The following is a 16,608-nucleotide window of genomic DNA, read 5'->3' as shown; positions in this document are numbered from 1 at the left end:
GTATTCGCCTGTTACGGGGAGAAAGCGCGTGTCGTTGGGAGCATGGCGACGTGACTCAAATCACCGACCGCAGCTCACCGTTGCCGCCCCTCAAACCGCTGATCGAGCGGGCCCGTGACCGCTCACCCGGACTGGCGACGTGCCTGTTCGGAGGGGCCGTCGCGGCGGGGCTCGGGCTCGGCTCGTGTGCCGTCCTGGTGATGGTCCTCTGGATCAGCTCGCCCTATCCGGACAGCGGGCCCGGCGGGGCGCTGCATGTCGCGGCCTCGGTGTGGCTGATCGCCCACGGCGCGGAGCTGATCAGGACGGACACGCTCTCCGGCACGCCGGCCCCGCTCGGCGTCACGCCCATGCTCCTGATGGTGCTTCCGGGCTGGCTCGCACACCGGGCGGCGCGGGACGCGGCGGATCCCGAGGAGCGGGGGATGGCGCCGCGGACCGCGTGGTGCGGGGTGGTCGGCGGCTATCTGCTGGTCGGCGCCGCCGCGACGCTGTACGCGGCCGGGGGCGAGCCGCGGCCGTCGTGGCCGAGCGTGGCGCTGCACCTGCCGGTGTTCGTGGCGGGCGCGGCGGCGGTGGGGGTCTGGACGGCGCTGGGGCGGCCCCAGAGCCCGCTGCCCGGCGTGGTGCGGGCGGGCCTTCGCGCGCTGCCCGCAGGGCTACGTCCCTTCTTCGTACGTCGATACGTCCGCGCCGTCACGCGGGCCGGGGCGGCCGGGACGCTGGTGCTCGTCGGCGGCGGAGCGCTGCTTGTCGGGATCTCCCTCGCGCTGCACGGCGGCCTTGCCAGGGCGTCGTTCGGGCAGGTCACGGACGTGTGGTCGGGCCGCTTCGCGGTGCTGCTGCTCGCCGTGGCGCTGGTGCCGAACGCGGCGGTGTGGGGCGCGGCGTACGGCCTCGGTCCCGGCTTCGCGCTGGGCACGGGGAGCGTGGCGGGGCCGCTCGCCGTGACTGCTGGGCCGATGCTGCCGGCGTTCCCGCTGCTCGCGGCGGTGCCGGCGGAGGGGCCCGGGTCTCCGTTGACGTGGGCGGCGGGTGCGGTGCCGCTGGGGGCGGGGATCGCGGTGGCGTGGTTCACGGCGGGGGCGGCGGCGCCTGCCTTCGGGGAGCGGGACGAGGCGTGGTCACGGGGGCGGACGGCGCTGGTCGCGGGGGCGGGGGCGGTGTTGTGCGGGGCTGCGCTCGCGGGGCTCGCCGAGCTGGCGGGCGGTCCGATGGGGGTGGCCGTCCTGGCCGACTTCGGGCCCGTGTGGTGGCAGGTGGGGGCCGCGGCGCTGGGGTGGACGGGGGTGGTGGGGGTGCCGGGGGCGTTGCTGGTGCGGGCCTGGCGGCTGCGGACCCGCCGGGCGGCTGCGGGGCGCTGGGCGTGGCTGCGGCTGCGGCTGCGGTTGCGGTTGCCGAGGCCCCGTGTCCCGCAGCTTCAGCTGCGCGCTCCTCGCCTGCGGCTTCCGCGGATCCCTCGCCGCCGCCGCAGCCCTTCTCCTCCTCCTTCTCCGGAGGCGGGCCCGCCGGTCGCGGAGCCGTTCGAGCCGTACGACTTCTTGCCGCGGGCACCTGCGGTGGGCGGGGCGGAGGACTGGGGCGGCGGACTGGACTGGCACGACGACGCGTCCCGGGAGGCCCGCTGGGCCGCTTTGCGCGAAGCGAACGGGGAGGAGCGGCCGCCGGGGGCTTGAGGGGGCGTCGCGCTTCGGCTGAGCTACCGCTACCGCTGTGCTGAGGCGGGTCCCCGCCTCGCTTGCGCTGCCCTGGCCAAGCTGGCGGCGTCCCTGCCCTCACCAAGCCCGCCGCGTCCCTGCTCTCACCAAGCCCGCCGCGTGCGCTGCCCTCGCCAAGCCCGCCGCGTGCGCTGCCCTCGCCAAGCCCGCCGCTTCACGGCGGATGTCTCCCGCCCACCCACCCGAGCACCCCGCGGCTTCGCCACCTAGGGCAAGCAAGTCCGCCGCTTCGCGCCGGATGTCTCCCGCCCACCCACCCGATTACCCCGGGGCAATCGGGTGGGTGGGCGGGAAAATCGCCGCGAAGCGGCGGACTGGCGAAGCCGACCAGAGAGCGGAGAGGAAACGAGAGACCAGCCCCTGCAAGGGGCAGACGAACCCGCTCGCCGAGCGGGGGCGGGGAGAGAACGCGAGATCAGCCCCTGCCAGGGTTCCCTCCCGCTCACCGAGCGGTGGGGAAAGTCAAGGCCGAGGCCAGCCCTCTCCGCCAGGGGCAGACCCGCTCGCCGGGCGGAGAGTCAAGGCGAGGTCAGGCCCCGCCAGGGGGGGGCAAGGCCCGCTCGTCGGGCGGAGGGGCAAGGCGAGGTCAGGCCCCCGGCCAGGCCCCGCCAGGGATCAGTCCCGCTCGCCCAGGAGTGGGCGCAACTGCTTCGGCAGGAGATCGTTGCACTCCTGCTTCGACTGGCTCGTGAGGGCATCGCTCACGCACGTGTAGTAGTCGCGGTACACCAGCTGCGCAGCGAACGTCGCCGCCACCATCGCCAGCGCGAGCGAAGCCGTCACCAAGCCGCTGATCGCCGCCGTGGTCTGCGGCTTCGTGCTGGCGGGGTCCGCCGCGGGCCGCTGCACGGCGGGCGCCGTCGGATCCGGCTGCTTCGGCTTCGCCCGCAGCGAGCTGATGCCCCAGTACAGCGCGAGCGCGCCCAGGAGCAGGGCCACGTACCGCCAGCCGAAGAGTGCGAAGAAGAAGGCCCACATGCCGGAGAGCAGGGCGTACCGAGCGCGGCGCTGGGCCGGGTCGGTCGGGTCCCAGCGCATGCCGCTGCCGGGTCCGGACCCGGAGCCGGACGGGCCGTCGGGGCCCTGCTGGCCCGGCCGCTCGCCGAAGCCGCCGCCCTGGGAGCGGCCGGGCTGCCGGTCGCTCCACTGGCTGCCCCAGGGGGACTGGCCCTGGCCGCCGTCAGGGCCGTCGCCGCCATTGCCCGGGCGGGGCCGCCACGGCTGGTCCGGGGTCCCCTCCGGCGGCGGCGCGAAGGGGTTGTCGTCCTTCTTCCCGGAGCTGCCCGAGCCCGAAGAGTCGGAGCCCGAAGAGCCGGAGCCCGAAGAGTCGGAGCCCCCGGAGTCCTGGGAGTCCTGCGGCGGGGACGACGGGCGGCCGTCGCGCAGCAGCGTCGAGCCGCGCTCCCCTCCGTGCGTCAACCCGAACGCGAAGGACAGCGGGAGGCGGAGGCTACGGTCCGGCATCAGGTGTGCGTCTTCCCCTTGGTCGAGCGAGCTTCTGAAGTGTTCGGGACGGTGCTCTGGACGGTGTGACGTCATGTGACGTCCTGGTGCAGACGCTACCTTCCGGCCGCGCCCCCGTCCCGTGAGGGGCCGCACCGTGTGCCGGTATCGTTGCTGACGGTCGGCCGCTTCGTAGAGTTCCCCGTATCGCGGGGTGCGAAGCCTTTGTACGACCCTACAAAGACGCACCTCCCGAGAAAGGGCCCCGCTGTGGCCAAGAGCCCTGTGGCCAAGCGCCTCGTCGTGCTGGTCTCCGGATCAGGCACGAATCTGCAGGCTCTGCTCGACAAGATCGCGACGGACGGGACATCGGGCTACGGCGCCGAGATCGTCGCCGTCGGCGCGGACCGCGACGGCATCGTGGGGCTCGAACGTGCCGAGAGCGCCGGGATTCCCACCTTCGTCTGCCGGGTGAAGGACCACGCGACGCGCGACGAGTGGGACGCGGCTCTGGCCGAGGCGACCGCCTCGTACGAGCCCGATCTGGTCGTGTCGGCCGGGTTCATGAAGATCGTGGGGAAGCGATTCCTCGCACGGTTCGGCGGCCGGTTCGTCAACACGCACCCCGCCCTGCTGCCCAGCTTCCCCGGGGCCCACGGCGTGCGCGACGCGCTCGCGTACGGCGCGAAGGTCACGGGATGCACCGTCCACTTCGTCGACGACGGCGTCGACACCGGCCCGATCATCGCCCAGGGCGTGGTCCCGGTCGGGGATGAGGACGACGAGAGCGCTCTGCACGAGCGCATCAAGGAAGTCGAGCGAAGGCTGCTCGTCGATGTCGTGGGGCGTCTGGCCCGCAACGGCTACCGCATTGAGGGACGAAAGGTATTTATCCCGTGACCGCCGAAGGTACGCACGGTTCGCAGCGCCCGATCAAGCGCGCGCTCATCAGCGTCTATGACAAGACCGGGCTCGAGGAGCTCGCGCGCGGTCTTCACGAGGCCGGCGTCGAGCTCGTCTCGACCGGTTCGACCGCCGCGAAGATCGCCGCCACCGGGGTGCCCGTCACCAAGGTCGAGGAGCTCACCGGTTTCCCCGAGTGCCTGGACGGCCGGGTCAAGACGCTGCACCCGCGCGTGCACGCCGGGATCCTCGCCGACCTGCGCCTCGACGACCACAAGCGCCAGCTCGCCGACCTCGGCATCGAGCCGTTCCAGCTCGTCGTCGTGAACCTCTACCCCTTCAAGGCGACCGTGGCCTCGGGCGCGACGCCCGACGAGTGCGTCGAGCAGATCGACATCGGCGGCCCCTCGATGGTCCGCGCCGCCGCCAAGAACCACCCCTCGGTGTCGGTCATCACGAGCCCCGACCGGTACGCCGACGTGCTCGCCGCCGTGCGCGACGGCGGGTTCGACCTGACCGCCCGCAAGCGCCTCGCCGCCGAAGCGTTCCGCCACACCGCCGAGTACGACCTCGCGGTCGCCTCGTGGTTCGCGGAGGACTACGCCGCCGACAGTTCGCCCTTCCCCGAGTTCATCGGCAGCGCGTACGCCCGCAAGAACGTCCTGCGGTACGGCGAGAACCCGCACCAGGGCGCCGCCCTCTACGTCGACGGCAACGGCGGCCTCGCCGAGGCCGAGCAGCTGCACGGCAAGGAGATGTCGTACAACAACTACACGGACACGGACGCCGCGCGCCGTGCCGCGTACGACCACGACGACCCCTGCGTCGCGATCATCAAGCACGCCAACCCCTGCGGCATCGCGATCGGTTCGAACGTCGCCGAGGCGCACCGCAAGGCGCACGCCTGTGACCCGCTCTCCGCGTTCGGCGGCGTCATCGCCGTCAACCGCCCGGTCTCCAAGGAGATGGCGGAGCAGGTCGCCGACATCTTCACCGAGGTCATCGTCGCGCCGGAGTACGAGGACGGCGCTCTCGAAGTCCTCACCAAGAAGAAGAACATCCGCGTCCTGCGCGCCCACCAGGCCCCGTCCAACACGGTCGAGGTCAAGCAGATCGACGGCGGCGCGCTCCTCCAGGTCACCGACCGCCTCCAGGCCGACGGCGACAACCCCGCCAACTGGACGCTCGCCACGGGCGACGCCCTCAACGCGGGCGAGCTCGCCGAGCTGGCCTTCGCCTGGAAGGCGTCGCGCGCGGTGAAGTCCAACGCGATCCTGCTCGCCAAGGACGGCGCCTCGGTCGGCGTCGGCATGGGTCAGGTCAACCGCGTCGACTCCGCGAAGCTCGCCGTCGAGCGGGCCGGCGAGGAGCGCGCGCACGGCGCGTACGCCGCGTCGGACGCGTTCTTCCCGTTCCCCGACGGCCTGGAGATCCTGACCGCCGCGGGCGTCAAGGCCGTGGTCCAGCCGGGCGGTTCGGTCCGTGACGAGCTGGTCGTCGAGGCCGCGAAGAAGGCGGGCGTGACGATGTACTTCACGGGTACGCGGCACTTCTTCCACTGATCCCGAGCGAGCCCTGTGGCCATCGGTGGCCGCGCCCTTCCCCCGAGGGCGCGGCCACCGAGAGTGTCCCGGGTCAGGCGACGCAGTTGCGGCTGGTCACGCTCGGCCATTCCTTGTTGGAGCCGGTGTAGCGGACGCCGTTGAAGTGCACGGCCTTGCGGTGACGCTCGTCGGTGAAGTTCCCGGACGCCAAGTACCGCTGCTCATAGTGCAGATGGGCCCATCCGGAGTTCCCGGAGGTGCCGATCCGCCCGATCTTCGTGGACGCCTTGACCTTGTCGCCCTTCTGGACGTACTTCGTGGGCGCGTCCTTGAGGTGGTAGTACGCCGTGAACCAGCCTCCCCCGTGGCTCACCTGAATCGTGTTCCCGGAGCCCGTGTCCTTGTACGTGGCGGACACCGTTCCCTTCGCCGATGCCAGGACGGGCTTGCCGTCCGAGCCCGTGTTCCCCTTCACGACCATGTCGAGGGCCGGGCTGTGCCCCCAGGTGTTCAGCTGCCACTTGGTCCCGCACGGAAAGGGCATCTGAAAGGCAGGCTTCGCGGCGGCCGACACCCGGTCGTCCCGCTGGTCGTGCGGTGCCGCCTGGGCGAGCCCCGGTGCGGTGAGCAGCGCGGCACAGACCCCCGCCGTGCCGATGGCCGCCATCGCTGAACGCGTCGTTGTGCGCTTCGTTGTGCGCATGGAATCTTCCCCCTGGAATTCCGTGCCACCCCCGTGGTGGTGGGACTGACGTTAGGAGGGTGCGAGGGGGCGGGGTACCTCGTACGTCAGAGGGTCAGCACCCCTCGATCCAGCGATGGGAGAGCGGCTTGACCGGTGGGGTGAGGTTCTTCTTCGTCTGCACCTCGACGCAGCCGAGGCTTTTCCCTGCCAGCTCCGGCTCCGCGAAGTAGACGACGTCGACGAACTTCGTTCCCATGTCGGTGTCATGGCCGTTGTTGTAGATCGACCGCGGGTTCTCCTGCGCCGTCCACGCGCACTTGCCGTCGCCCGTGAGCCAGTTCATGTCGTCGCCGACCCAGGTGCACATCTGCCCCTGGCCGTCCTTCCCGGAGAACGCGCAGACGGAGCCCACGACACAGCGGGCGTAGCCGGACTTGGGTCCGCCTGTCGGAGTGCCCGGGTCTTCCTCGTCGAGGAGGGCGTTCAGGCCGAAGCCGAGCGCGGTGAACGTGGCCGCCGCCGTGACGGTGGTCAGGAGCGCGCGGCGGACGCGGCGGGTGCCGGGTACTGGCCGCCGGGGGAGCCGGGGTGCGCGGTCGGCGCCCGCCGCCTCCTCGGCGCGGCGGAGGACCGACGGGGCGTCGTGGGCGGCGCGTTCCGCGTGGGTGCGGGAGAGGCAGTCCGTGATCAAGGCGTGCCAGGGCGGCGGCAGTTCGGGGGAGAGGCGCAGCTCGTCGGTGCCGCGTGCGTAGCGGATGGCGGCGTCCCTGCGGGCCGATGGGGTGCCGCCGGGCAGTGGGTAGGTGCCGGTGAGCACGAGGTGGGCCAGGACGCCGAACGCCCAGATGTCGGCGGTCGGGCGGATCTGCTGCCCGCGTTCGCCGATCTCGGACCAGAGGAGTTCGGGCGGGGTGTAGTCGGGTGTGGAGAAGGCGGGCGTGTACGCGTGGGTGCCCTCCAGTTCCGCCGCCATGTTGAAGTCCGCGAGGCAGGACGAACCGTCCTTCATCAGCAGGACGTTGGCCGGTTTGAGGTCGCCGTGCACCCAGCCCGCGTGGTGGAGCTGGCGCAGGCCGTCGCCGATCTGGGCGAGCAGGGCGGGGCCTGACTGCGGCCGGTGCGACCGGGCGAGCAGTACGTCCAGGGACTCCGCGGCCTCCTCCAGGACGAGGACGGTGGCGCCGTCGAGCGCGGGGTGCTCCGCGTCGTCCACGGTCAGGACGTCGTACATCCGGATCAGGCGCGGGGAGCGCAGCTTGCGCAGCAAATCGACCTCGCGCTCGGCCAGTTCGCGCAGATGGTTCAGCTGGCGCGGGGTGTGCGTGCCGGTCGGCAGGAACTTCAGCGCGGCCCGTCTGGGCAGCTCAGGGTCGCCGGACGCGGTCCGCCGCGCCGCGTACACGCTGCCGAAACTGCCGGTCGCCAGCGGCTCGCGCACCTGCCACGGGCCGATCCGATAGCCCTTGGGCACCGAGACGGCGTAGACGAGACCGCCCGCCGGGTCGTTGCCCGCACTCATCGGCCGACTCCGCTGGGGGGCGGGATCAGGACGACGAGATCGTCTTCGCGTACGAGATCGAATCGCAGCGCGAGCGAGACCAGCGACTCCTTCTTGCCGTTGAGGCGTGGGCCCGAATCGGCCGTGTCCGGGCCGGGCTTGAGGCGGAGCTTGACCGCGAGGTAGTCGATGTTCCACTGCACGGCGGCGCGGTTCGCCGAGGGCCAGCCGGGCCTGAGGCGGTCCACGACCTGCTCGACGGTAGGCAGCGGGGCGTGCGGGGCGCCGCGCAGGCGCGGTTCGCACAGGGCGGCGAGCACGGCGAAGTACCGCTTGGTGCGGTCGACGGAGAAGGCGGGGCGGGTCGTCGCGCCGACGATCCCCGCGCGGTCCCGGCCGCGCAGGTAGTCGTGGCGCGGCGCCCACACCTCCAGATGCAGCAGCTCGCCCGCGGCGGGCAGCACGATCCGGGAGAACTCGAAGGGCACGGGCGCGTCCAGACGGCCGGGCCCCACCTTGATGTGCTCGCCCGCGCCCTCGGGGTTCTCCACCACGTACGTCTGGTGGGCGCTGAGGTTGCTCAGTATCCAGAACGCGCCGTGCGCGGCGATCTCGCCTGCCGCGCGTGAGACGCCCTCGTGGTCGATGGGCAGGTCGTTGGCCTCGGCCGATCTGCCGAAGGTGAGCCTTTCGCCCGGGGCGAGGCGGAGTTGACCCGCGCTCGCCCGCTGCTGCTCCCCTGTCCGTGGCGGCACGACGATGATGCTGTACAAGGCCTGTCCCCCTCACGCCCGACGTGGTCAGAGTAGAGCGAGAACCCACGGGCCGTGCCCCCCTCGACAGGGTGAGCACGGCCCGTGGGTGTGAATGGCTTGTGCGGCGCGGTTGCCGCCCGCCTCAGTAGCGGGGGCGGTTGAACCACGCGGTGCCGCTCGGCACGACCGGGGCGATCGTGATGATGACGGCGAAGGTGACCCAGATCAGCGGGCCGATGATGGCGGTCGCGAGACCGGAGTCGAGGCCGACGAAGAGGCCGATCAGACCGACGATGCCACCGAGCGCGCCGTAGACGACCGTGGTGATCCGGACGCCCTGACCACCGCGGCTGAACTTCACGCCGAGCGTGATGGACAGGGTCCCGAGAGCGGCCGCTATGAGAGCGGCGATGATCGCGATACCGGCGACCGCGTCACCGGCGTCGCTCATGCCGCTCAGGCCAAGGTCTTCACCGCTGTCACCGGCGTCGCTCGCGATCGCACCCAGGTAGAGGTAGACGATCGCCAGGATGATCTGCACGGCCGAGATCAGGAACAGGAAGACGCGCGCGGTGACCAGAAGCCCCGGCATCGACTGCTGCATCATGTTGCCGCCGCCGCCCGGGTAGCCGGGGTAGGCCGGCTGCTGCGGGTAGCCGTAGCCCTGCTGCGGCGGGACACCGGGCGGGGCCTGGGGATAGCCGTACCCGGGAGCGGCCGGGGGCTGCTGGGGCGGCTGCCCGTAAGGGTTGTTCGGGTCGCCGTAACTCATGGCGGTCTTCCTCCGTCGGGTAATGCGGGGACGACGCGGCACATCACGGAGGAAAGTTCTACAGATGCGGTCCGTCCCCCCGACACTGCCCGCGGCACTGTGCCGCATATCGTTCTTTAGGCCAGGCTTATTTGTCCAGCCGCATTCCCTATGTGTTGTGCAAGTGCAACAGAGCTGGTCAGGTCTCGGGACACAGCTGGGACACAGCCGGGCCGCGACGGCGCCCTGATTGGTACCGGGCGGGTCTCATCCGGGAAGATGGAGTCATGACCGCCCAGATTCTCGATGGCAAGGCCACCGCAGCCGCGATCAAGTCCGAACTGACCGTCCGCGTGGCGGCCCTGAAGGAGAGGGGCTTCACGCCCGGCCTCGGGACTGTTCTGGTCGGTGACGACCCGGGCAGCCAGAAGTACGTCGCCGGGAAGCACCGCGACTGCGCGCAGGTCGGCATCGCCTCCATCCAGCGCGAGCTGCCCGCCACGGCGACGCAGGACGAGATCGAGGCCGTCGTCCGCGAGCTCAACGACGACCCGGCCTGCACCGGCTACATCGTGCAGCTCCCGCTGCCCAAGGGCATCGACGAGAACCGCGTCCTCGAACTGATGGACCCGGACAAGGATGCCGACGGCCTGCACCCGATGAACCTCGGCCGCCTCGTCCTGAACGAGCCCGCGCCGCTGCCCTGCACGCCGAACGGCGTGATCACGCTGCTCCGCAAGCACGGCGTGGAGATCAACGGCGCCGAGGTCGTGGTCGTCGGCCGCGGTGTGACCATCGGCCGCTCGATGCCGCTCCTGCTCACCCGCCGCTCGGAGAACGCCACGGTGACCCAGTGCCACACCGGCACCCGTGACCTGGCCTACCACCTGAGGAAGGCCGACATCATCGTGGCCGCCGCGGGCGTCCCGCACCTGATCAAGCCCGAGGACGTGAAGCCGGGCGCCGCGATCCTGGACGTCGGCGTCTCGCGCGACGAGTCCGGCAAGATCGTCGGCGATGTGCACCCGGGCGTCGGCGAGGTCGCCGGCTGGATCTCGCCGAACCCCGGCGGCGTCGGCCCGATGACGCGCGCCCAGCTGCTCGTCAACGTCGTCGAGGCCGCCGAGCGCGCCGCGTCCGCCGCCGCGAGCTGAACCGGGAAGGGTGAAGCCCATGAGCGCAGAACCTGAGCAAGGGGCATCGCCGGCCGACGCTCCGGAGGCCCCGGAGGCCCCGGAGGCCCCGGAGGCCCCGGAGGCCCCGGAGACCGTGGAGGCCCCGAAGGCCGTGGAGGACGCCGAGGCCAAGGGCGCCGTCAGCGCCCCCGGTCCCGACGGGCCGAAGAAGACCACGCGGCGCTTCCCGCTCCTGACCCGGGACACCGCGCGGCCCGAGGGCGGCGGCAGGGCCGCGCCCGGCGACGCCCCCGCGCCCGCCCGGCAGTGGCCGCTGCTCAGCGTGCTCTCGACGGTGGGGCTCGGGCTGCTGCTCACGGCCTTCGACGTGTTCCGCGTCGGCACGATACTGATCGGCCTCGCGCTGATCGCGGGTGCCTTCATGCGGTGGGCGCTGCCCGGCGTCGGCATGCTGGCGGTGCGTTCGCGCTTCACGGACATGGTCACGTACGGCGTGCTCGGCGTGGCCATCGTGCTCCTCGCGATGATGGCGCAGCCCAATCCGTGGCTGGAGATCCCGTTCCTGGGCGACACCTTGCACCGGACGATCACCACGTAACAGGCGGTCGTACGACGTGGCCGGCGGCCCCGGGCAAGAAGTTACGGCGGTGGGGCGGGGGAGTCGTCCCGTGCCGGGTTGAGGTTCGGGCGCGCCCTGCGGAGTGCGCCCGTGGTTCCTGCAACTTCCGCTGTACCGCGGTGGTTTGACGTACCTGTGCCCGCACCGGGGCTACGCTGCGGCGATGCGGATCCGCCCCCTCGTCGCCGACACGTCGATCGCGGTCGCCCTGACCACGGTCGCCGTGCTCCTCGGGCAGGAGTCCGCTCGGGAGAGGTGGCCCGAACTCGACGCTCTGGGCTACGCGTTGGTGGCGCTCGTCAATCTGCCGGTCGTGTTCCGCTCCAGGGCGCCGCTCGCGGTCCTGCTCCTGGTGCACGTGGTGTGGATCGGGTACGTCACCGTCGGCTACTGGCCCGTCGTGAACACCTTCGCGCCCATGCTCATGGTCTACACGGTCGCGTCCCTGCGGCCCGCCCGCGTCTCCGTCCCCTGCGCCGTCCTGATGAGCGCCGTCTGGATCTACGCGGGCGTGGTGAGCGAGGGTGCGGCGATGCCGTCCGTGGTCGGGCAGGCCATCGGATTCCCCCTGGTGATCTGGCGGTTCGGGTACGTCGCGCGCCGCTCCGCCGAACTGGCCCGGCAGCTCAAGCGCGAGCAGGACGAGCGGGCGCGGCGCGAGGTGGCCGAGGAACGCGGGCGCATCGCACGGGAGTTGCACGACGTGGTCGCCCACCACATGTCGGTGATATCCGTGCAGGCGGGCCTCGCGAAGTTCGTCTTCGCCTCGGATCCGGCCACCGCCCACGCCGCGCTCTCCACCATCTCCGGCACCAGCGGCGAGGCGCTGGAGGAGCTGCGGCGCATGCTGCGCGTGCTGCGGGCACGGGAGGACGGCGACGGCGCGCCCGACGCCCCGATGCCCGGTCTCGCGCGGCTCGGCGAGATGGTCGAGCGGGTGCGGGCCGGGGGAGTCGCTGTCGAGCTGCGCGTCGAGGGGGCTCGGCGACAGCTCGCACCCGGCATCGAACTCTGCGCGTACCGCGTGGTGCAGGAGGCCCTGACCAACGTACTGAAGCACGCGCGAGGGGCCGGCGCGGTGGTCGAACTGCGTTACGAGACACACCATGTGACGGTCTCGGTGACCAATGACGGAGAGGGGGTGATTCCGGACAGAGTGGTCACGGGGAGCGGTCACGGGTTGATTGGGATGAGGGAGCGGGCCAAGCTCTACGGCGGGACGATCAGCATCGGTCCGCTGAGCGAGGGAGGGTTCGCCGTGCGCCTGACCCTGCCGACCTCCGCGCAGGCCGCATCGCAGGGGGACGGCGCGACTTAGATGACCAGGGTGCTCGTGGTCGACGACCAGTTCCTCATCCGGGCCGGTCTCGTGGGGCTGCTGCGTGCCGCGCCCGGCATCGAGGTCGTGGGTGAGGCGGGTGACGGCGCCGAGGCGGTCGAGCTCGCCGCGACGACCCGGCCCGACGTGATCCTGATGGACATCCGGATGCCCGGCATGAGCGGCATCGTGGCCACCGAGAAGATCCTCGCCGAGGCGCCCGAACCGCCGCCGCGCGTACTGATCCTGACCACGTTCGACCTCGACGAGTACGTGTACGGGGCGCTGCGGGCCGGGGCTTCGGGATTCCTGCTCAAGGACTCCGGGCCCGAGCGCCTGCTCGCCGCGGTGGCCGCCGTCGGCGGCGGCGACGCGCTCTTCGCGCCCAGTGTCACCTGCCGCCTCGTCGAGGCCTTCGCGCGGCAGGCCGGTGCCGCGGCGGCCGGTGACTCCGCCGAACCGCCGCCGGACCTGCGGGCGTTGACCCTGCGCGAGGTCGAGGTCCTGAAGCTGATCGCCGCGGGTCTGTCCAACGCGGACATCGCCGACCGCCTGTACATCAGCGAGGCCACCGTCAAGACCCACCTCAACCGGACGATGTCCAAACTCGACCTGGACAGCAGGGCGCAGGCCGTGGTGGTGGCGTACGAGACGGGCCTCGTCACGCCGGGCTGCGGCGACCGCTGACCTGGCGGACAGGAGCCCGGTGACAGGAGCCCGGCGGACAAGAAGCCCCGCCGGACAAGAAGACGGCGCCCGTCCTCTCCCCCGTGGGAGGACGAGCGCCGCCGGTTCGTGGGGGGCCGTTCCAACGGGATCCAGCGTCATGCCCCCGCCAACTCCGTACAAGGGATGGGTTGCCCCTGTGGCATGGAGGTGACCATTCCGCAACGGTGTTCTCGGCCCGCAACAGAGGGCCGCCCCGCGCGGAAGGAACCACTTCGGGTCGCGCAGCCGTCATGGGGGCAAACTGGGCACATGCTGGGGGTGAAGCATGAGTGCTGCCTGGCAGCGTTACCTCAGCGGCAGGCGGCCACCGCCCCGGCAGGCGGTCGCGGAGCTGTGCCGGGTGGCGGGGGAGGACGGCGAACGGCTCTGCGCGCACTGGGAGATGGCCGTCCGCGCGTGGCCGCGGGGCGGGGCGGGCGATGCGGGGTCCGCTCCGGGTGTCGTACTGAGCAAGGCGGGCGAGGGCGTTCCCTCTACCCGACCGAGAAGGCCACGGCCGCCGTCACGTGCCCGCTCGTCGTGGACGTGGCGCTCCACCGCCGGGGTCACGACGTTCCTCGTCCTCATGGCACTGCTGGAGGGGCTGCTGCGGTACTTCATTCTGTAGGGCCGTCACGACGTGGCGGCGGGGGCATCGCGCAAAAGGGTCAAGCCGTGCAATCAGGATGCTTTGGGGCGTCCCAGGTCGCTCCCAGGGGTTCCGCATCGTGGACCCCGACTGCGGTGGGACACTGGACGTTGGACCGCATGGAGTGCGACGGTGCACGCCAGTGGCCCGAACTGCTCCCGTGCGCCCCCCGTCCGGGAACTGACATCCTGACTTTTGGCATCCCTCTGGGTAGCCCATGACAGGAGCAGCGGGAGCTGCCCCATGGGCAGAGCGGGGGGCACCACGCGCGGGGGCACGTTGGCACGTACGGGGGGAATAGGGGGAGTAATGCCTCGTTGGAAGGCACTACCGGATGAGCTCGATCCGCAGGTCAGGGAGTTCGCCAGTCAGCTGCGCAGGCTGGTCGACCGGAGCGGTCTGAGCATCGCCGCGGTGTCGGACCGCACCGGGTACAGCAAGACGTCGTGGGAGCGCTATCTGAACGGGCGACTGCTCGCTCCGAAGGGTGCGATCGTCGCGCTTGCCGAGGTGACGGGCACCAACCCCGTTCACCTCATCACCATGTGGGAACTCGCCGAGCGCGCCTGGAGCCGCTCCGAGATGCGGCACGACATGACCATGCAGGCGATCCGGATCTCCCAGGCGCGGGCCGCGCTCGGAGAGCTGGGGCCCAATCCGCCCAAGAGCAAGGGCGGTGGCGGTACGGCGCGCAACGGCGCGGCGGGCGCGGGCGCGGGCGCCGGCACGGGCCCTGGTGCCGGTGCGGGCACCGGTGTCGATTCCGCCGACCGTCCCGACCGTCCCGGCCGTTCCGACCAGCCCAGCGGCTCCCACCGTTCCGGCCGTCCCGGCGGGAGCGTCACCGGGGTCGCGGGCCCCGCGGGCGTCTCGCCCACGGTGCCGCCGCAGTCGCCGTCGTACGCGGCCGGGGGCGGCGGCGACCAGGGAATGGTCTTCGGCCCGCCCGGTGCGCACGAGCCGGGCCAGGGCGGGGACTCGCCCGACCGGCAGCGGCGGCGCAGGAAGCTGACGATGTTCCTCGCGGGCGTCGTCGGCGCGCTCGTCGTCATAGCCGCCGCCGTCTTCCTGACGGACTTCGGCAAGGACGACAAGGGCGACGAGAGCGCCAAGCCGCCGGCGTCGCCGAGCACGAGCGACAAGGACCTGCCCGCGGGCGTCGAGTGCAGCGGCAAGAGCTGCACCGGCAAGGACCCGGAGACCATGGGCTGCGGCGGCGAGCTGGCCGGCACGACGGCGCGCCAGACGGTGGGCAAGGCGCTGATCGAGGTCCGCTACAGCAAGACGTGCGGGGCGGCGTGGGCGCGGATCACGCAGGCGGCGCAGGGCGACAAGGTGACCATCTCGGGCGCCGGGGGCGCCGAGCAGAAGGGAACCGTGAACGCGGACTTCGACGCCTACACACCGATGGTGGCCGTCAAGGACGATGCTTCCGCCAAGGCGTGCGCGACGCTCAAGGCCGGCCAGACCGGCTGCACGAAGTAGGCGCCGTCCGGGGCGGGCCCGAGGGATGACCCCCGGGAGGTGGCGGCCACCACCTCAGGGGGGAGCGTGGCGGCCGCCCGGGGGTGTGACCACTCCCGTGGGGGTACTGGTCCGTGTGCCCGGACTCGCACGAGCCATGCCTGTCGATTTCGCAGAAATTTCGCGGACCCGGGGCGCGTGCGCCGAACGGGGGCTCAGGACCGCCGCCGGCCAGCCAGGACGGACCTTTGTGGGGTGGGCCACACCCTCCCGTGGTTCGGGGGTCGGCGGGGCGCGATAGCCTGGCGGCGGATCTCTCTTGATGCCAAGAGATCGATCATCGAGAGGCGATCGACGAGGGCGTCGGCAGGGGATCCAGCACAAGGGGCAGGGACCCCCACCGCCAGCTGTCTTACGGAGATCGCCATGACCCGCACTCCCGTGAATGTCACCGTCACCGGCGCGGCCGGCCAGATCGGCTACGCGCTGCTCTTCCGCATCGCCTCGGGCCACCTGCTCGGCGCGGACGTGCCGGTCAACCTGCGACTGCTCGAGATCACGCCGGCCCTGAAGGCCGCCGAGGGCACCGCCATGGAGCTCGACGACTGTGCCTTCCCGCTGCTGAACTCGATCGAGATCAGCGACGACCCGAACGTCGCCTTCTCCGGCGCCAACGTCGCCCTCCTCGTCGGCGCCCGCCCCCGCACCAAGGGCATGGAGCGCGGCGACCTGCTCGAGGCCAACGGCGGCATCTTCAAGCCGCAGGGCAAGGCCATCAACGACAACGCCGCGGACGACATCAAGGTCCTCGTCGTCGGCAACCCGGCCAACACGAACGCGCTCATCGCGCAGGCCGCGGCCCCGGACGTACCGGCCGAGCGCTTCACCGCGATGACCCGCCTGGACCACAACCGCGCGCTGTCGCAGCTGTCGAAGAAGACCGGCGCCCCGGTCTCCGACATCAAGCGCCTCACCATCTGGGGCAACCACTCGGCCACCCAGTACCCCGACATCTTCCACGCGGAGATCGCCGGCAAGAACGCCGCGGACGTCGTGAGCGACCAGTCCTGGCTCGCCGACGACTTCATCCCGACCGTCGCCAAGCGCGGCGCCGCGATCATCGAGGCCCGTGGCGCGTCCTCGGCCGCCTCGGCCGCCAACGCCGCCATCGACCACGTCCACACGTGGGTGAACGGCACGGCCGCCGGTGACTGGACCTCCATGGGCATCCCGTCGGACGGTTCGTACGGCGTTCCGGAGGGCCTCATCTCCTCCTTCCCCGTCACCACCAAGGACGGCAAGTACGAGATCGTCCAGGGCCTGGAGATCAACGACTTCTCGCGCACGCGCATCGACGCGTCGGTGCAGGAGCTCACCGAGGAGCGCGACGCGGTCCGCGGTCTCGGTCTGATCTAAA

15 protein-coding genes are annotated in these 16,608 nt (G+C 71.7%); 10 read left to right on the top strand and 5 right to left on the bottom strand.

Annotation, left to right across the window (positions count from 1 at the left end; all coding sequences use genetic code 11):
• Positions 1-50: 50 nt before the first annotated feature.
• Positions 51-1,676, top strand: a complete 1,626-nt coding sequence (locus M4V62_RS17820; protein WP_249588257.1) for a cell division protein PerM — start codon at positions 51-53, stop codon at positions 1,674-1,676.
• Between the two features lie 657 nt (positions 1,677-2,333).
• Here the strand turns inward: M4V62_RS17820 and M4V62_RS17815 are convergent.
• Positions 2,334-3,182, bottom strand: a complete 849-nt coding sequence (locus M4V62_RS17815) for a hypothetical protein (RefSeq protein WP_249588256.1) — start codon at positions 3,180-3,182, stop codon at positions 2,334-2,336.
• A 249-nt stretch (positions 3,183-3,431) separates the two neighbouring features.
• On the opposite strand from M4V62_RS17815, the gene purN reads away from it, so the two are divergent.
• Both purN and purH read left to right on the top strand, forming a co-directional pair.
• Complete coding sequence (gene purN / locus M4V62_RS17810; protein ID WP_249588255.1) at positions 3,432-4,061, top strand: phosphoribosylglycinamide formyltransferase; 630 nt, start codon at positions 3,432-3,434, stop codon at positions 4,059-4,061.
• Positions 4,058-5,626 carry a bifunctional phosphoribosylaminoimidazolecarboxamide formyltransferase/IMP cyclohydrolase gene (gene purH / locus M4V62_RS17805; protein ID WP_249588254.1) on the top strand — a complete coding sequence of 523 codons (1,569 nt, stop codon included), beginning with the start codon at positions 4,058-4,060 and terminating at the stop codon, positions 5,624-5,626. The genes purN and purH overlap by 4 nt, the downstream gene beginning before the upstream one ends.
• A gap of 73 nt (positions 5,627-5,699) precedes the next feature.
• Here purH and M4V62_RS17800 read toward each other — a convergent pair whose 3' ends face one another.
• From M4V62_RS17800 to M4V62_RS17785, 4 genes are all read right to left on the bottom strand, one after another.
• Positions 5,700-6,311, bottom strand: coding sequence for a M23 family metallopeptidase (locus M4V62_RS17800; RefSeq protein WP_249588253.1), 612 nt, complete (start codon positions 6,309-6,311; stop codon positions 5,700-5,702).
• 94 nt (positions 6,312-6,405) lie between these two features.
• Positions 6,406-7,812, bottom strand: a complete 1,407-nt coding sequence (locus tag M4V62_RS17795; protein ID WP_249588252.1) for a serine/threonine-protein kinase — start codon at positions 7,810-7,812, stop codon at positions 6,406-6,408.
• Positions 7,809-8,564 carry an FHA domain-containing protein gene (locus tag M4V62_RS17790; protein WP_249588251.1) on the bottom strand — a complete coding sequence of 252 codons (756 nt, stop codon included), beginning with the start codon at positions 8,562-8,564 and terminating at the stop codon, positions 7,809-7,811. Before M4V62_RS17790 ends, M4V62_RS17795 begins: the two co-directional genes overlap by 4 nt.
• Before the next feature lie 124 nt (positions 8,565-8,688).
• Positions 8,689-9,318 (bottom strand): hypothetical protein, encoded by a 630-nt coding sequence (locus M4V62_RS17785; RefSeq protein WP_249588250.1) that lies wholly within the window; start codon positions 9,316-9,318, stop codon positions 8,689-8,691.
• 266 nt (positions 9,319-9,584) lie between these two features.
• Between M4V62_RS17785 and M4V62_RS17780 the strand changes: the two genes are divergently transcribed.
• The 7 genes from M4V62_RS17780 to M4V62_RS17750 all read left to right on the top strand — a co-directional run bounded on the left by M4V62_RS17780 (position 9,585) and on the right by M4V62_RS17750 (position 16,607).
• Positions 9,585-10,451: a bifunctional methylenetetrahydrofolate dehydrogenase/methenyltetrahydrofolate cyclohydrolase gene (locus tag M4V62_RS17780; protein WP_249588249.1), complete on the top strand. Its 867-nt coding sequence runs from the start codon at positions 9,585-9,587 to the stop codon at positions 10,449-10,451.
• Positions 10,452-10,470: 19 nt separating this feature from the next.
• Positions 10,471-11,031 (top strand): DUF3017 domain-containing protein, encoded by a 561-nt coding sequence (locus M4V62_RS17775; RefSeq protein WP_249588248.1) that lies wholly within the window; start codon positions 10,471-10,473, stop codon positions 11,029-11,031.
• A 184-nt stretch (positions 11,032-11,215) separates the two neighbouring features.
• The gene (locus tag M4V62_RS17770; protein WP_249588247.1) at positions 11,216-12,370 is read left to right on the top strand and encodes a sensor histidine kinase; all 1,155 of its coding nucleotides are present in this window, start codon (positions 11,216-11,218) and stop codon (positions 12,368-12,370) included.
• Entirely contained in the window at positions 12,371-13,057 is a 687-nt protein-coding gene (locus tag M4V62_RS17765) for a response regulator (RefSeq protein ID WP_249588246.1), read from the top strand.
• A gap of 307 nt (positions 13,058-13,364) precedes the next feature.
• Positions 13,365-13,706, top strand: a complete 342-nt coding sequence (locus M4V62_RS43745; RefSeq protein ID WP_344646416.1) for a hypothetical protein — start codon at positions 13,365-13,367, stop codon at positions 13,704-13,706.
• Positions 13,707-14,036: 330 nt separating this feature from the next.
• Positions 14,037-15,212, top strand: coding sequence for an XRE family transcriptional regulator (locus tag M4V62_RS17755; protein ID WP_249588245.1), 1,176 nt, complete (start codon positions 14,037-14,039; stop codon positions 15,210-15,212).
• 405 nt (positions 15,213-15,617) lie between these two features.
• Positions 15,618-16,607 carry a malate dehydrogenase gene (locus tag M4V62_RS17750; protein ID WP_249588244.1) on the top strand — a complete coding sequence of 330 codons (990 nt, stop codon included), beginning with the start codon at positions 15,618-15,620 and terminating at the stop codon, positions 16,605-16,607.
• The last annotated feature ends 1 nt before the right edge of the window (position 16,608 follow it).

It is taken from the genome of Streptomyces durmitorensis, assembly GCF_023498005.1.
Lineage (GTDB): Bacteria > Actinomycetota > Actinomycetes > Streptomycetales > Streptomycetaceae > Streptomyces > Streptomyces durmitorensis.
Note: the sequence above shows the minus strand (reverse complement) of the source record. Positions and strands in the feature narration are given on the sequence as shown.

Coding starts and splice junctions, on each gene's coding strand:
- M4V62_RS17785 (WP_249588250.1), bottom strand. CDS start 9,318: ATGAGTTACGGCGACCCGAACAACCCTTACGGGCAGCCGCCCCAGCAG.
- M4V62_RS17815 (WP_249588256.1), bottom strand. CDS start 3,182: ATGCCGGACCGTAGCCTCCGCCTCCCGCTGTCCTTCGCGTTCGGGTTG.
- M4V62_RS17755 (WP_249588245.1), top strand. CDS start 14,037: ATGCCTCGTTGGAAGGCACTACCGGATGAGCTCGATCCGCAGGTCAGG.
- M4V62_RS43745 (WP_344646416.1), top strand. CDS start 13,365: ATGAGTGCTGCCTGGCAGCGTTACCTCAGCGGCAGGCGGCCACCGCCC.
- M4V62_RS17750 (WP_249588244.1), top strand. CDS start 15,618: ATGACCCGCACTCCCGTGAATGTCACCGTCACCGGCGCGGCCGGCCAG.
- M4V62_RS17775 (WP_249588248.1), top strand. CDS start 10,471: ATGAGCGCAGAACCTGAGCAAGGGGCATCGCCGGCCGACGCTCCGGAG.
- M4V62_RS17765 (WP_249588246.1), top strand. CDS start 12,371: ATGACCAGGGTGCTCGTGGTCGACGACCAGTTCCTCATCCGGGCCGGT.
- M4V62_RS17780 (WP_249588249.1), top strand. CDS start 9,585: ATGACCGCCCAGATTCTCGATGGCAAGGCCACCGCAGCCGCGATCAAG.
- M4V62_RS17800 (WP_249588253.1), bottom strand. CDS start 6,311: ATGCGCACAACGAAGCGCACAACGACGCGTTCAGCGATGGCGGCCATC.
- M4V62_RS17795 (WP_249588252.1), bottom strand. CDS start 7,812: ATGAGTGCGGGCAACGACCCGGCGGGCGGTCTCGTCTACGCCGTCTCG.
- M4V62_RS17770 (WP_249588247.1), top strand. CDS start 11,216: ATGCGGATCCGCCCCCTCGTCGCCGACACGTCGATCGCGGTCGCCCTG.